This is a genomic window from Pseudomonas sp. JL2 (genome assembly GCF_031570495.1).
GTDB classification, from domain to species: Bacteria; Pseudomonadota; Gammaproteobacteria; order Pseudomonadales; family Pseudomonadaceae; genus Aquipseudomonas; species Aquipseudomonas rhizophila.
The window spans coordinates 71,653-86,713 of record NZ_JAKUDH010000007.1; the positions used below are offsets into that span (position 1 = coordinate 71,653).

General features: G+C 64.0%; 16 protein-coding genes. 12 read left to right on the forward strand and 4 right to left on the reverse strand.

The genetic code is table 11. The features are described 5' to 3' along the window. Positions 1-30: 30 nt before the first annotated feature. Positions 31-372, reverse strand: a complete 342-nt coding sequence (locus MKS85_RS11955) for a hypothetical protein (RefSeq protein WP_047228926.1) — start codon at positions 370-372, stop codon at positions 31-33. Positions 373-576: 204 nt separating this feature from the next. Here MKS85_RS11955 and MKS85_RS11960 point away from each other — a divergent pair, with 204 nt between their 5' ends. The 3 genes from MKS85_RS11960 to MKS85_RS11970 are packed head-to-tail and all read left to right on the forward strand — an operon-like array spanning position 577 to position 2,730. Continuing rightward, entirely contained in the window at positions 577-1,209 is a 633-nt protein-coding gene (locus MKS85_RS11960; RefSeq protein ID WP_139050497.1) for a TonB C-terminal domain-containing protein, read from the forward strand. After that, complete coding sequence (locus MKS85_RS11965) at positions 1,206-1,751, forward strand: sigma-70 family RNA polymerase sigma factor (protein ID WP_047228928.1); 546 nt, start codon at positions 1,206-1,208, stop codon at positions 1,749-1,751. Before MKS85_RS11960 ends, MKS85_RS11965 begins: the two co-directional genes overlap by 4 nt. Before the next feature lie 37 nt (positions 1,752-1,788). After that, on the forward strand, positions 1,789-2,730 hold the full coding sequence (locus tag MKS85_RS11970; protein WP_139050556.1) for a DUF4880 domain-containing protein: 942 nt from the start codon (positions 1,789-1,791) through the stop codon (positions 2,728-2,730). Between the two features lie 61 nt (positions 2,731-2,791). On the opposite strand, the gene MKS85_RS11975 is transcribed toward MKS85_RS11970, so the two are convergent. Beyond that, positions 2,792-3,403, reverse strand: a complete 612-nt coding sequence (locus MKS85_RS11975) for a type II secretion system protein GspJ (protein ID WP_047228929.1) — start codon at positions 3,401-3,403, stop codon at positions 2,792-2,794. After that, positions 3,400-3,852: a type II secretion system minor pseudopilin GspH gene (gene gspH / locus MKS85_RS11980; protein ID WP_047228930.1), complete on the reverse strand. Its 453-nt coding sequence runs from the start codon at positions 3,850-3,852 to the stop codon at positions 3,400-3,402. The genes MKS85_RS11975 and gspH overlap by 4 nt, the downstream gene beginning before the upstream one ends. Positions 3,853-3,968: 116 nt before the next feature. Between gspH and MKS85_RS11985 the strand changes: the two genes are divergently transcribed. Continuing rightward, positions 3,969-4,400, forward strand: a complete 432-nt coding sequence (locus MKS85_RS11985) for a type II secretion system protein N (RefSeq protein WP_076385246.1) — start codon at positions 3,969-3,971, stop codon at positions 4,398-4,400. Positions 4,401-4,464: 64 nt separating this feature from the next. On the opposite strand, the gene gspI is transcribed toward MKS85_RS11985, so the two are convergent. Continuing rightward, positions 4,465-4,839: a type II secretion system minor pseudopilin GspI gene (gene gspI / locus MKS85_RS11990; RefSeq protein WP_310662900.1), complete on the reverse strand. Its 375-nt coding sequence runs from the start codon at positions 4,837-4,839 to the stop codon at positions 4,465-4,467. Between the two features lie 149 nt (positions 4,840-4,988). Here gspI and gspG point away from each other — a divergent pair, with 149 nt between their 5' ends. The 8 genes from gspG (at position 4,989) to MKS85_RS12030 (ending at position 15,034) form a co-directional block, all read left to right on the forward strand. After that, complete coding sequence (gene gspG / locus MKS85_RS11995) at positions 4,989-5,438, forward strand: type II secretion system major pseudopilin GspG (RefSeq protein ID WP_076385242.1); 450 nt, start codon at positions 4,989-4,991, stop codon at positions 5,436-5,438. 8 nt (positions 5,439-5,446) lie between these two features. Continuing rightward, entirely contained in the window at positions 5,447-6,433 is a 987-nt protein-coding gene (gene gspK / locus MKS85_RS12000) for a type II secretion system minor pseudopilin GspK (protein ID WP_310662901.1), read from the forward strand. After that, on the forward strand, positions 6,430-7,611 hold the full coding sequence (gspL, locus tag MKS85_RS12005; RefSeq protein ID WP_310662902.1) for a type II secretion system protein GspL: 1,182 nt from the start codon (positions 6,430-6,432) through the stop codon (positions 7,609-7,611). Before gspK ends, gspL begins: the two co-directional genes overlap by 4 nt. Then, the gene (gene gspM / locus MKS85_RS12010) at positions 7,604-8,176 is read left to right on the forward strand and encodes a type II secretion system protein GspM (RefSeq protein WP_310662903.1); all 573 of its coding nucleotides are present in this window, start codon (positions 7,604-7,606) and stop codon (positions 8,174-8,176) included. Before gspL ends, gspM begins: the two co-directional genes overlap by 8 nt. Beyond that, positions 8,173-10,527, forward strand: a complete 2,355-nt coding sequence (gspD, locus tag MKS85_RS12015; RefSeq protein WP_310662904.1) for a type II secretion system secretin GspD — start codon at positions 8,173-8,175, stop codon at positions 10,525-10,527. Before gspM ends, gspD begins: the two co-directional genes overlap by 4 nt. Before the next feature lie 139 nt (positions 10,528-10,666). After that, positions 10,667-12,085: a type II secretion system ATPase GspE gene (gene gspE / locus MKS85_RS12020; RefSeq protein ID WP_139050490.1), complete on the forward strand. Its 1,419-nt coding sequence runs from the start codon at positions 10,667-10,669 to the stop codon at positions 12,083-12,085. Continuing rightward, positions 12,085-13,296, forward strand: a complete 1,212-nt coding sequence (gene gspF / locus MKS85_RS12025; RefSeq protein WP_310662905.1) for a type II secretion system inner membrane protein GspF — start codon at positions 12,085-12,087, stop codon at positions 13,294-13,296. Before gspE ends, gspF begins: the two co-directional genes overlap by 1 nt. A 550-nt stretch (positions 13,297-13,846) precedes the next feature. Next, on the forward strand, positions 13,847-15,034 hold the full coding sequence (locus MKS85_RS12030) for a substrate-binding domain-containing protein (RefSeq protein WP_076385228.1): 1,188 nt from the start codon (positions 13,847-13,849) through the stop codon (positions 15,032-15,034). Positions 15,035-15,061 lie beyond the last annotated feature (27 nt).

The window sequence follows — 15,061 nt, forward strand, 5'->3', positions numbered from 1 at the left end:
GGGAGCAAGTTCCCTGGCCACAAACAGGGGTTATCTGGGCAGCGGCGAGGGGCTGGCCGGGACCGGCGGTCTCTGGGGCTTGACCGAGGTGCCAAACGTATTACCCATGCGCACGCTGGTGGCCGCTGGGGTCGCCAGGCCGATGCTGTTCGGCGCGCGTTTATTCACGGGCACATTCAAGGCCTCTTGCGTGCGTTGCGCGGCCGCCGCGGCCTGCGGATCATTGCCCATTTGCCGGCTCAGGCAGTTGTAGTCCGCAGTCCTGTAGCCACCCACGGTCACCTCGATACACGCCGGTACCTCTTCGCCATGGGCCCAAGGCTGGGCCATGAGCAGGCCGAGGCCCGCCATCATTTTCATCCACTGTTTCATTGTCGACCTCCTGGCCCGCCCAGAAGGCGGTTCGCTGTCAGAGCACGAGTTTAGTGGGGTCCGAGGGATTTGTATCAGTTGTCATACGACATTCATAAACAGCCCTCAGGATGACGGTTTTCAACGGATACGTCAGTCGTGCAGCAAGGCAGAGCCGGGGGCGGACGCAGGCGTGGATTGGCCAGGTCACCCTTGGGGGGGCTGATGGCGTTGTTGTGGTTGCTGGCCGCGCCGATCCAGGCGAACAGCCTGGTGGAGCTGGACATCGCCCCGCAGGAACTGACCACGGCGCTGGAGCAATTCAGTCGGGCGACGGGTATGGCGGTGCTGGTGGATCAGCAACTATCCAGCCAGCGCCATACGCTGGGCGTCCAGGGACTGTTCACCGCTTCTCAAGGGCTCAATGTGTTGCTTCGCGGCACCGGGCTCGCGGCGCATTACGCCCGAGCGGATGCGTTCACGTTGCAACCGGTGCGGGTCCGCGAGGTACCGCTGCCTTCCGGTGCGGCCCCGGGCTTGAGCGACAGCAACTATGCGGCGGCGATCCAAACGGTCATCCAGCGCAACTTGTGCCGTTCACCACTCACCCGCCCGGGAAGTTTTCGGGCGGTGCTGCAAGTGTGGATCGGCCGGGACGGCGTGGTTCAGCATAGCCGCCTGGTCAGTTCCACGGGCGATCCGATGCGTGACAAGGCCTTGGTCAACAGTTTGCAAAACCTCAGGATCGACCGCCCGGCGCCCAGTTCATTGCGCCAACCGGTAACCCTGCTTTTATTACCCGACTCATCAGGAACAAGCATGGAGTGCACAGCAGGGGAAGGGGTTTTGGGGCGATGAAACACTCTGGTCGCAGCCCGTTGGTCAAGTTGTTCCTCACCTCTTATGAGGATTTCAAGGTGCGCCTGCGCAAGCGCCTGGGCTCCGAGGAACTGGCCAACGATGTGCTGCATGAAACCTACTTGCGGGTCGATCGCATGGTCGAGACGCCGGACATCGCCCAGCCCAGTGCCTATCTCTATCGCATGGCGCTGAACATTGCCGCCGACCGTCGGCAGGCCGATGCTCGCCTGCTCACCGGCAGCGAAATCGAGGACTTGCTGCAGATTTCCGATGAAGCGCTGGATCCGGCCCGGGTGGTGGGGGGGCAGAAGGAATTGCAGACCCTGCTCAAGGCCCTGTATGAACTACCGGCGCGGCGTCGCAGGATTTTCATTGCCGCGCGTCTGGAGGAAGCGCCGCACCTGGAAATATCCCAACGTTTCGGCATCTCCACGCGCATGGTAGAGAAGGAAATCAAGGCCGCGCTGGGGCATTGCGCCCTGCGCCTGGAAAGAAAAGTGATTCAGCGGTTCGGTCCCGGCGCGGGAAAACAGTCTTGAGAGTAGAGACCAGACCAATTCGTGAGTATGTGTGCGCTTGAACATCTTCAGCATTGCTTCCCCTGATGCCACGCCTCAGGCCCGACTGGCCAGCGAGGCCCAAGACTGGTTGGTCCTGCTGACCTCGGGCCGCGCCACCGTGGCCGATGCCCGGGCCCTGCGCCAATGGTGCGGGCAAAGCCCCGAACACGCTCAGGCGTTCGAGCAAGCCAAGGCGCTGTGGCACGGGCTGCAACCGGCTGCCGAGGCGTTGCAGGCGCCGCGACATTTCGGACGACGGGCGTTGCTCGGCGGCGCGATCGCGGCGTCGGCAGGTTTTCTGTTGATCCGCGCCACGGTGCCCGGTGGGGTTTCCGGACTCGCTGCCGACTACGTCACCGAGGTTGGCGAACAGCGCCGGGTGGAACTGGCCAAGGGTGTCAGTCTTGAGCTGAATACCCAAACCCGCTTAAGCCGCCGTCAGTTGGCCGATGGAGGGGAAGGATTGGAGTTGCTCGGTGGCGAAGTTGAAGTGCTGGGAAGCAGTGCTTCGACGGTCAGCGTCCAGGCCGGCGCTGGCTGGATCAGCGCCGCTCGGGCTCGGTTCAATATCCGCTACATCGACCAGAGTGTCTGCGCGACCTGTCTGGAAGGTCTGGTGCAGGTCCAGGTGCGCGGCCAGAGTTTTCACCTGGAGTCGGGCATGCAACTGACCTACGACAGCGGCCGGGTGGGCACTCCAAAGAACGCAGATGTGTCGGCGGCCACTGCCTGGCGCGAGCAGGTGCTGGTGTTCAACGACGCGACCCTGGCCAGCGTCATCGACGAAATCAACCGCTATCGCCCCGGCATGTTGCTGTTACTCAATCGCGAATTGGGCCAGCGCAAGGTCCAGGCGCGGTTCCGTCTTGATCAACTGGCTGGCGTGGCGCTGTTGATCCGCGATGCCTATGGCGCCAAATGCACCGAGTTGCCGGGCGGGGTGGTGGTGCTGAGCTGAGTTCAGCGCTATCCGGATGAGCCTCATCGCGAGCCGGCTCGCGGCCACACTGGGTTTGCCCTCACTCCAGCGGCCCCAGCACCTGTCGATACTTTTCCACGCCTTGTGGCGTCTGCCGTGTCAGGCTGATTTCGATGCCCAGCGGGTTTTCCTGGCGATTGCCGCTGAGCTTGCGCCAACCTTTTTCCCTGTCCCAGTAACGCAGTCCGGCGTTGCTGACTTCGCTGAGCACCGCTACGCCCGCGCCGGGTGCCGGCAATGGGTAGCGGCTGCGGGCCTGGCCTTGGGCTCGGTAAAGCGTGTCTCCCTCGAGCCACCAGCGCACCCTTTGCAGCGTGCCTTCTTGAGCGGCGGCCACCCGGATCACATCCAGGCGAAACCCCCGACCTTCGGTGCTGCGCACGGTGAGGGCGGGTGGTGCGGTCCAGGGCTGGTCATCGACTCCAGGGTTTGACGGTTCGCTCAACTCGATGCTGGCGCGTAATGCTACGTCGCGTTCCAGCTGATTCAACACTCGCAGCAAGGCTTCGGTCTGTTCGGTGCTGGCCTGCAAATGGCTGTCGGCCCGGGTGACGCTGTCCAGTCCGCGCCAGGCAATCAGGCTGACCACCGCCATCAGCAGAATCGCCACCATGACTTCAAGCAGGGTGAAGCCCGTCTCCCGGTCGTTCATTGAATCTGCACCCGGCCAGCGGCGCTGCGCTGGACGTTTATGCTGCTCTGGCCGTCCGACAAACGAATGTTCAGCGGGGCGCCGATCCACTCGGCGCTCAACACGACCCGCTGCCTAGGTTCCACATGAACCTCCATGGACGGGCTCTGCCACCGCCGCGGGTGCAATTGTGGATCATCCTTGAAGCGATCCAGCCCTGGCCCTTGATCCTGCCGACGGCTGAAACCGAACCCCTTGGCATCCCAGCGCCAGCTAATCGGCCGGCCATCGACGCGGGCTTCGGTTTGGGCGAGCTGTAGCAGTTGCGCCAGCCGCTCGGCATCCTGGCGCAGCAACTTCAGCGGGTCGGGTTTGATGCTCAGGCCCACGGCGGCACTGGCGATGCCGATGATCACCAGTACCACCATCAATTCGATCAGGGTGAAACCGCGTTGCTTGCCAAGGTTCATGCGCGCTCCTTTGCGTCGGTATTCATCCTGCACGGTGAAGATGATAAGGATGTGAAATAAAACGGAGAGAATCGAGGCGTACGCTGGAGACCGGATAAAAAAAGGAGAGCCAGACCATGGTGTTCATCGACCGAGTTTCCCCAGCGCAACTCCTCCAGGCACTCGGTCTGTTGGCGGCATTGGCCGGGGTGGCGACCTGGTCTTCGCTGCTACTGACATCGGCTGAATCCCGCACGCCGGATGTTGCCCCGCAACGATTGGCCGAGCGTTCCGATAATCCTGCACGGCAATGGTTCTCCAGCCAGCCGGCGCCGGTGGATATCAAGGTCAGCGGTGTGCTGGCCGGCGCTCGCGGGGCTGTGGCGATCCTCAGTCTCAACGACGGCCCACCTCGTAGTTTCCTGGCTGGAGAGCGGGTGGCTCATGGGGTGCGGCTGGTGTCGATCGAGGCGCAAGCGGTGGTGATCGAGCGGGGCAATCAGCAAACGCGGCTGGCCTTGGCCCGATTGCCAGATTCGGTGGCTTTACCCTCACTCACCCGTCCTTGAGATCACGACGAACCCTTGCGGCGAGGGAACAAGCTCCCTCGACAAAAGGGACCGTGTATAGCCGCTATTTTCCCCGGCTGACCAACGTCTCCAACCGCGCTAACGGCGGTGCTTCGTGGCTGCGATCCGACACGGTCAGTTCAACCCGCAACATCCGGCCATTTTCCGCCGGGCGCAGGTTTTGTTCGCAACGCAGCAGCAACCGTCCCTGATCGCATTCGATGACTTTTGAACCCTGCACAAAACGCCCCTCCAAGCGCAGTTGCGCCAGTTGGCTGCGGGCCGCCAGCAGTGCGATGGACTTGTCTCGCAGCAACCCATTGCTTTGGGTCATTACCGCAGCCACGCGCACCGCCGCCGACATGGCCACGGCGATGATCGCCAGGGCGACCAGCACTTCGATCAGGGTGAAGCCGGCTTGTGGGGCGGGACGTGGCATCGCGCGAGCTCTATGGGCGGAGGCAGCCCCCGAGCTTAACCGCCATTGTTGACCGATTGACGACGTAAGCTCCTGAGCATTTTCAATATCACTGACATATTTTCTTGCAACACTGCGCCACGAATTGAATCCAGCGAAGGACCGTCGAGATGCAGATCGCCCGTTACAACGCCCGTCTCCAAGGCCCTCGTGGGCAGCAGGGTTTCACCCTGATCGAAATCATGGTTGTGGTGGTCATTCTTGGCATTCTGGCGGCGATGGTGGTGCCCAAGGTCCTCGACCGGCCGGACCAGGCTCGGGCGACGGCGGCGAAACAGGACATTGGCGGTTTGATGCAGGCGTTGAAACTCTATCGCCTGGACCACGGCAGCTATCCGAGCATGAACCAGGGGCTCAAGGTGCTGGTGGAACGGCCCGCTGACGCAAAAAACAGCACATGGCGTTCCTACCTGGAGCGCCTGCCCAACGATCCATGGGGCCGTCCCTACAACTACCTCAACCCGGGCGCCAATGGTGAAGTCGATATCTTTTCCCTGGGGGCCGACGGCCAGCCTGACGGCGATGGTGTAAATGCCGACATCGGCTCCTGGCAGTTATAAGGGCCGTGATGCGAACGGATTCGCCCTTCGCGGCGAAGCAGCGGGGCATGGCGGTCATCAGTGCCTTGCTGATCGCCGCCGTGGTGGCGGTCATCGCCGGGGGCATGCTCACCCGCCAAACCCTGTTTACCCGCAGCCTGGAGGCCGAGCAGTTGCGTATCCAGGGCACGGCGCGGTTGCAGGGTGGCCTGCAATTGAGCCGCCAATTGTTGTGGGATGCACGTCAGCGCGATCCGCTCACGCGCTTCGGTCAGGCTTGGGCCAACCCTTTCGTGATGGCCGGTTCCAGCCTGGCTGACATCCCCTTCGAAGGGCGACTGGAAGATGAGCAAGGCAAATTCAACCTGCGCAATCTGGTCGCCAATGAACGTGTGGATCAGGAACAGGTGCGCACCTTCGAACGGTTGTGCGAGCAACTGGGTATCGCCGCGACGGTACGTGCGCGCATCGTCGCGCGGGTGATTGCCGCGTACCCACGGCTGTTGAACCCAGAGTTGGCGGACAAGGCCGCGGTGAGCAGTACGTTCGACAGCGGTCGCAGCACCTCGCCGGATGCTTCCGGTACGCCGTTGGCGCCGACACGCCCCATGCTGCGCACGTTGCAGGATTTGCGCAGCATCAAGGGTGTCACCCCGCAAGTGCTAGAAACACTGGCGCCTTATGTGACGATTCTGCCGGCCAATACCTGGCTCAACGGCAACACCGCCAGCGCCCCGGTGCTGGCTGCTTACGTGCCGGGGTTGTCGTTGCAACGGGCCCAGACGCTGATCGCTGAGCGAGACGGCGGCCACTGGTTTATCAACCGTGGGGATTTCGTCAATCGTCTGCGCATGCCTGAGCTGGAAATGGCCTCCGTCAAGGTCGGCATTACCAGCGACTGGTTCCGCCTGCGGGGTCAGGCGCGCAGTGGGCAGCGGCGGGTCGTGCTGGATGCTTTGCTGCAACGCAGCCAGGACCGGATGCCTCAGGTGATCTGGTCACGGGTGGGCGTATGACTCGCTTGCGCATAGCGTTGATGCCACTGGGCAGCTTGAGCCTCGACAGCCCGGTGGCATTCGCCTGGCTCGATCGCCAGGGCCAGGTCCGCGACCAGGGGCACAGCAACCTCCGGGACCTCGGTCAGGGTGCAAAGAAGCAGCGGGTCGAATGTTTTCTCCATCCGCGCGACAGCTTGCTCACCCGTCTGGAACTGCCGCAGTTGCCGGCAGCGAAAATCACCGCCGCGGTGAACTGCGCCGCCCAGGCGCTGATGCTCGGTGCCAGCGAGCGCATGCAGGTGGCTCACAGCGCGCGCGGTGCCGACGGGCAGGTGCACATTGCCTGGCTCGACCGAGAGTCACTCGATGCCCTGGGCCGGATGCTGCGCCAGGCCGGCCTGCACCTGCACGGGCTGTACCCGGCGGCCTACGCCCTGCCAGTGTTGTCCGGGCCGGTGGCCTGCGTCGACGACGGCCACCTGCTGGTGCGTTACAGCGTGCAGCACGCGGTGGTGCAGCCGCTGCTGGAAGAGGCGTTGGATGAATGGTTATTGGAGGCAGGGGCCGGGCTGCAGTGGGTGGGCGATTCGCCGCCGCAGGTTTCGATCAAAACCTTGCCCGCCCCCCAGCGCTGGACTGGTGCCGCGCCGGGCTGGGGCTTGCATGCTGGCCTGACGCATGGCCCGGCCGAGCGTGGCGGTTGGGGCAGGGCGGCGACGCTTTGCGCGGTGGCGCTGGCGGTGTGGGTGGTCGGCCTCAATCTCTACGCCACCCGTGAGGCCACCCAGGGCCAACGACTCAAGGCGCAGATGAGCCAGCGGGTAAAGCAGGCGTTTCCCGAACTGCCGGTGATTCTCAACCCCTTGCAACAAGCCCGACAGCAAATCGCCGCGCGCCAAAGCGGCACAGCGGCGGACCCGGCGCAACGCTTCGCCAGCCTGGTGCAACAGGCGGGCAGCGCCATGCCGTTCATGAGCGGCAACGTGCAGGAACTGGTGTTTGAAAACGGTGAGTTACGCCTGACGCTCGTGGCCGAGGCACAAAAAGCATCCGCCGCAGACGACTGGAAAATCCCCCTGACCCAGGCCGGCATCGACGTTGCGGCCAATGACCAGGGCTGGACCTTGCGTGCTGCTTTGCCCGGGCAGGGCACGCAGGACACCTCCGAACACCCCCCGGAAGCCGACGATGAATAAGCCATTCCCGGCACGGCTATGGGCGCAGTGGCAAACCCTGCGCGCGCGTGGCCGGACGTCCTGGCAGGGCCTGGCGGTGCGCGAGCAGCGCGCCGTGTCGCTGGCGGCGCTGGTACTCGGCGGGCTGCTGGTCTGGTTGCTGTTGATCCAGCCACCGCTCCAAACCCTTGCGTATTGGCAGGTCGAAACGCCGAAGTTGCGCGCGCAGACCCAGGCCCTCGAAGTGTTGTTGCGGGACGTCGGCGGCCCGGCGCCAGGCCAGCCTCTGGAAGCGGCTCTGCGCCAGGCCCTGGATGCCGGCGGCTTGAGCGAGCACTACCAGTTGCAGGCCGTGGACGCGGCTTGGCAACTCACTTTCAACGACGCGCCGGCCGATGAGGTGATGGGCTGGCTGTTGAGCAGTCCACGGCAATTTTCCCTGCAAGTGCTTGAAGCCCGTTTGCGGCGCACGGCCCCGGCCAACACCGACAACGCCGACCACATCGAAAACACTGAAAACACCGCCGGCACCCTGTCCGGAACCGTTCGCATGGATCAGGCGCAAGGCGCTAAGGAAGCTTCATGAAGGGGTCCCGATACCCGCGTCATTGGCGCAAGAGCGTGCCGTTTCTGTTGCTGGCATTGAGCGCCTGCAACAGCACACCGCCAGCGTCGCAGCCACCGTTGCTGGTGGACAGTGAACTGGGCATTCCGCTGGGCAGTACTCAGCGCAGCGGCGATGCGCTGCTGGACCGTCAGCGGGCCCAGACCATGCGTGAACAGAAACCGCCGGTGCGACACCCGGTCGATCTCACCGCCCGTGCCCGCGAGCCCCGCAGCAGTACGCCTGCACGCAGCCCGCTGGGTGACCAACCGGTGACCCTGAACTTTGTCGAGGCCGACATTCAGGCGGTGGTGCGGGCCTTGTCCCGTTCCACCGGCCAACAGTTTCTGGTGGACCCTCGGGTCAAGGGCAACCTGACGCTGGTGTCCGAAGGTCAGGTGCCGGCGCACCAGGCCTATGACATGCTGCTGGCCGCGCTGCGCATGCAGGGCTTTAGCGTGGTGGACGTCGGTGGCGTGGCCCAGGTGGTGCCTGAGGCCGACGCCAAGTTGCTGGGCGGGCCGATCTACAGCGCCGACAGACCGGCCGGCAACGGCATGTTGACCCGCACCTTTCGCCTGCAATACGAAAACGCGGTGAACCTGATCCCGGTGTTGCGCCCGATCGTGTCGCCCAACAACCCGATCAATGCCTACCCCGGCAACAACACCATCGTCATCACCGATTACGCCGAGAACCTGTCGCGGGTGGCGCAGCTCATCGAAGGCATCGATACCCCCAGCGCCATCGACACCGATGTGGTGCCGATACACAACGGCATCGCCGTGGACATCGCGCAGATGGTCTCCGAGTTGCTGGAAACCCAGGGCGGAGACCAGACCCAGAAGATCAACGTGATCGGCGACCCGCGCTCCAACGCCATCATCATCCGCGCCGGCAGCCCCGAGCGCACCGAACTGGCGCGTAACCTGATCTACAAGCTCGACAATGCCCAGAACAACCCGAGCAACCTGCACGTGGTGTACCTGCGCAATGCCCAGGCCGGCAAACTGGCCCAATCCCTGCGCGGCTTGCTCACCGGGGAAAGCGAAGGCGAGGGCAGTGATAACTCGCGTTCGGTGCTCAGCAGCATGGGCGCCAGCACCAACGGCCAGAGCAGCGGCGATGGCGCCAGCACCAGCGGGACCACGGGCGGTAGCGCTTCGACCTCTGGCAATGGTTATGCCCAAGGCAGTAGCGGACAAAGCTCGGCTTCGCCGCAGGACGATCAGAGCACCGCCTTCAGTGCCGGCGGCGTGACCATCCAGGCCGACGCCACCACCAATACCCTGCTGATTTCCGCGCCGGACCCGCTGTACCGCAACCTGCGGGAAGTCATCGACCTGCTCGACCAGCGCCGCGCCCAGGTGGTGATCGAAAGCCTGATCGTCGAGGTCGGCGAGGACGATGCCAGCGAGTTCGGCGTGCAATGGCAGACCGGTAACCTGGGCGGCAGCGGCGTGATCGGCGGCGTCAACCTCGGTGGCACCGGGCTCAACCTCAACGGCAAGACCAGCATCGACGTGTTGCCCCAGGGCTTGAACCTGGGCCTGGTCAACGGCACGGTGGACATTCCCGGCATCGGCAAGATCCTCGACCTCAAGGTCCTGGCCCGGGCGTTGAAGAGCAAGGGCGGCACCAACGTGTTGTCGACGCCGAACCTGCTGACCCTGGACAACGAAGCGGCGAGCATTTTCGTCGGCCAGACCATTCCGTTTGTCAGCGGCAGTTACGTCACCGGCGGCGGTGGCACCAGCAACAACCCGTTCCAGACCGTGACCCGTGAGGAGGTGGGGCTGAAGCTCAACGTCCGCCCGCAGATTTCCGAAGGCGGGACGGTCAAGCTCGACATCTATCAAGAGGTCAGCAGCGTCGACAACCGCGCTTCGAGCGCCAGCGGGATTGTCACCAACAAGCGTGCCATCGACACCAGCATCCTGCTGGACGACGGGCAGATCATGGTCCTTGGCGGGTTGTTGCAGGACGGCTACAGCCAGAGCAACGACGCGGTGCCGTGGCTGTCGACCATCCCCGGTATTGGTGCGCTGTTTCGCAACGAGCGGCGGCAGATCACCAAGACCAACCTGATGGTGTTCCTGCGCCCCTACATCATCCGCGACACGGCGGCGGGGCGCGGCATCACCCTCAACCGCTACGACTTCATGCGCCGCGCCCAGGGCCTGCTGCAACCGGAGCGCAGCTGGGCGATGCCGGACATGCAAGCCCCGCAACTGCCGGCCTCGGCCAAGGCCATTCCGCAGGCCACCCCCGCCGGGCTGCAAACGCCCAGGGCGGTGATCAAGGCGGTTCCGGTTGAAGGAGGCACTCGCTGATGAACACCCAACCTGTGGGAGCGAGCCTGCTCGCGATGACGGCGACCCGATCGATATCCATGCAAGCTGACACACCGCTATCGCGAGCAGGCTCGCTCCCACAAGGGGCATGTATGTTTCTTGGGCTTGGGGTGTCAGCATGAACACCCTCCCATACGCCTGGGCCAAGGCCCAGCGCCTGGTGCTGCGTGAGTCGGATGAAGGCGCGGTGTTGATGGTCTGTCCCTCCACGCCAGGCTGGTCCATCAGTGAAGTGCGCCGCCAGTTCGGCGAGGTGCGGCTGGAGCGGGTGCGTGACGAGGAACTCGACGGGTTGCTCAACAGTGCCTACGCCGACACCGGCAGCGCCGCCGCCGTGGTGGGCGCGGCAGAGAACGAGGTGGACCTCGACCGACTGATGCAGGACATTCCCGAGATCACCGACCTGCTGGACACCCAGGACGGCGCGCCGGTGATCCGCATGATCAACGCCTTGCTGACCCAGGCCGCGCGGGATGAGGCCAGCGACATCCACATCGAGCCTTACGAAAGCCATTCGGTGGTGCGCTACCGGGTCGACGGGACCCTGCGCGACGTGGTTTCGCCACGCAAGGCCCTGCACGGCGCGCTGGTGTCGCGGATCAAGATCATGGCCCAACTCGACATCGCCGAAAAACGCCTGCCCCAGGACGGACGCATCGCCTTGCGCGTGGCCGGCCGGCCCATCGACATCCGCGTCTCGACGGTGCCCACCGGCCATGGCGAACGGGTGGTGATGCGGTTGCTGGACAAGCAAGCCGGACGCCTGCAACTGGAAACCCTGGGCATGGACCCGGACGTGCTGGGCAAACTCGATCACCTGATCCGCCAGCCCCACGGCATTGTGCTGGTCACCGGCCCCACCGGCAGCGGCAAGACCACCAGCCTCTACGCCGCCCTGGCTCGGCTCGACGCCAGCACCAGCAACATCCTCACCGTCGAAGACCCGGTGGAATACGACCTGCCGGGCATCAGCCAGATTCAGGTCAACGCCAAGATCGACATGACCTTCGCCCTGGCCCTGCGAGCGATTCTGCGCCAGGACCCGGACATCATCATGATCGGCGAAATCCGTGACCTGGAAACCGCACAAATTGCCGTACAAGCGTCCCTCACCGGTCACCTGGTGTTGGCGACGCTGCACACCAACGACTCTGTGTCGGCCATCAACCGCTTGATCGACATGGGCGTCGAGCCGTTCCTGCTGGCCTCGTCGATGCTCGGCGTGCTCGCCCAGCGTCTGGTGCGCAGGCTCTGCCCGCAGTGCAAACAAGCTGACCCGGCAACCCCCGGCACCTGGCGCCCGGTGGGCTGTCCGAGCTGTAACCAGACCGGTTACAGCGGTCGCACCGGCATCCATGAATTGTTCTGCATCGACGATGACATCCGCACGCTCATTCACCAAGGGGCAGGGGAGCAGGCACTGCGTGCCGCCGCCCGCCAGGCCGGGATGTTCAGCATGCGCGAGGACGGTGAGCGCTGGGTGCGCAGTGGCGCCACCGCCCCTGAAGAAATCCTGCGCGTGACACGGGACGCCTGATGAATCGCTACCGGTTTGAAGCCGCCGACGCCACCGGCAAGATCGAGGTCGGGCACCTGGAAGCCGACAGCCAGAGTGGTGCCTTCAACCTGCTGCGCAGCCGTGGGCTGACGGCGTTGCAGGTGCAGATCGAGCGCAACACCGCGCCAGCCCATGGCGGCGGCCTGTTCAGCGCCAAACTCTCGGACAACGACCTGGCCTGGGCCACCCGGCAACTGGCGAGCCTGCTGGGAGCCAGCCTGCCATTGGAGGCCGCATTGAGCGCTACGGTGGAACAGGCCGAGCGCAAACACATCGCTCAGACCCTCAGCGCGGTGCGCGCCGATGTGCGCAGCGGCATGCGCCTGGCCGAAGCCTTGGCGGCGCGACCCCGGGACTTTCCGGACATCTACCGGGCACTGATCGCCGCCGGTGAAGAGTCCGGCGACCTCGCCCAGGTGATGGAGCGGCTGGCGGACTACATCGAGGAGCGCAACAACCTGCGGGGCAAGATTCTCACGGCGTTCATCTACCCCGGGGTGGTGGGGCTGGTGTCGATTGCCATCGTGATTTTCCTGCTCAGCTACGTGGTGCCGCAGGTGGTCAGCGCGTTCTCCCAGGCCCGTCAGGACCTGCCAGGGTTGACCTTGGCGATGCTGACCGCCAGCGATTTCATCCGCGCCTGGGGCTGGTTGTGTTTTGGCATTTTGGCCGGTGGGTTCTGGGGGTGGCGGCTGTATTTGCGCAACCCGCAGGCGCGGTTGAACTGGCACAGTCGCATCTTGCGCCTGCCGCTGATCGGGCGTTTCGTGCTGGGCCTCAACACCGCGCGTTTTGCCTCGACCCTGGCGATTCTCGGCGGCGCCGGGGTGCCCTTGCTGCGAGCCCTGGAGGCGGCACGCCAGACCCTGTCCAACGACCGCCTGAGCCTGAGCGTCAGCGATGCCACGGCCAAGGTCCGCGAAGGGGTCAACCTGGCGGCGGCGTTGCGGGTGGAAAAAGTCTTCCCGCCGGTGCTGATCCACCTGATTGCCAGCGGCGAAAAAACCGGCTGCCTGCCGCCAATGCTCGAACGCGCCGCACAAACCCTGTCCCGTGACATCGAACGCCGGGCCATGGGCATGACTGCGCTGTTGGAGCCGCTGATGATCGTGGTCATGGGCGGTGTGGTGCTGGTGATCGTCATGGCGGTGTTGTTGCCGATTATCGAGATCAATCAGTTGGTTCAATAAACCGCTGGTGAATACCCACCTTGTGGCGAGCACGGCCCCTGTGGCGAGGGAGCTTGCTCCCGCTGGGTTGCGCAGCAGCCCCAAACCCTGCGACCTCGGTGTATCAGGCGGATCGCGTTCGACCTTTTGGGGTCGCTGCGCAACCCAGCGGGAGCAAGCTCCCTCGCCACAAGAGCTGCCTCGCCACATAGAGCAAGCATTTATTTTTGCAACGCCGCAACACCTCCCGACCCTCGCCAACGCCAAACTCGGGTTCCTCGTTCTGTCATCTTCCATCGTCAGACAACCACCCGCCGCCATCTCCACGCCCACCCTGCGCAGCACCGTCACAAAACCCGTCTGAAACCCCAACCCAGAGCCCTCGAACACCCGAGGAAAAACCCAAAAAAACAGCCTCCAGCTCCCGAGGTTTTTTCCTTTATCTGTCACCGGAAACTGCGAGTTTCTAACCCATGGCCTCACCCCATCGCCATCGGCACAGGACCGAGCGCCATGACGGCAAGCACGCGTCACCCAACCTACGTACGAACACGATGAAAGGAGATTCTTCATGTTTAAGCGCAACGTTCTCGCGGTATCCCTGACCCTCGCCGGCCTCTGCGCCGCTCAGGCCGCCATGGCTGATGTCAACGGTGGTGGCGCTACCTTGCCTCAGCCGCTGTACCAGACTTCCGGCGTCCTGACTGCCGGTTTCGCCCCTTACATTGGCGTGGGCAGCGGTGCTGGCAAGGCCGCTTTCCTGAACAACGATTACACCCGTTTCGTGCCTGGTGACACCAGCAAGAACGTGCACTGGGCGGGCAGCGATTCGAAGCTCACCCAGGCTGAGTTGAACGCCTACGTCACCAACCACGGCACCGCCTGGGGCCCATTGATCCAGGTGCCTTCGGTCGCCACTTCGGTTGCCATTCCTTTCAACAAGACCGGCACCGCCAACGTTGACCTCAGCGTCGCTCAGCTGTGCGGCGTATTCGCCGGCACGCTGACTGACTGGAACCAAATCACCGGTTCCGGCCGTTCCGGCCCGATCACTGTGACTTATCGTGCTGAGAGCAGCGGTACTACCGAACTGTTCACCCGCTTTCTGAACGCCAAGTGCCCTACAGCTGTACCCGCTGTGCCCGGCACTTTCGCCATCACCACCAACTTCGCCTCCAGCTATAGCCTTGGTCTGCCAGCCGGCGCCGTAGCCGCCACTGGTAGCCAAGCTGTGATGGATGCGGTGAATGCTGCCCAAGGTCGCATCACCTACATGAGCCCGGATTACGCCGCCACCACCTTGGCCGGCCTGGACGACGCCACCAAGGTCGCTCGCGTTGCCGGTGTTTCCCCAGCCCCGGCCAACGTTTCGGCCGCAATCGCAGCTGTCACCGTGCCTGCTGCCGCCAACCGCGCTAACCCGAACGCCTGGGTACCGGTATTCGCTGCAACCACCAACCCTAGCGATCCAAGCGTTGTGGCTTACCCAACCACCGGCTACCCGATCCTGGGCTTCACTAACGTGATCTTCAGCCAGTGCTACGCCGATGCCACCCAAACCACGCAAGTGCGTGACTTCTTCACTCGCCATTACAACGCCACTGCTGCCAGCAGCAACGACGCGGCTATCACCGCCAACCGTTTCGTGCCGCTGCCAGGCGCCTGGAAGTCCGCGATCCGCGGCAGCTTCCTGACCGCCTCTAACGCTCTGAGCATCGGCAACACCAACGTCTGCAATAGCGTCGGTCGTCCGTTGTAAGCCTACGCTTGAGCGACCTGCAACACC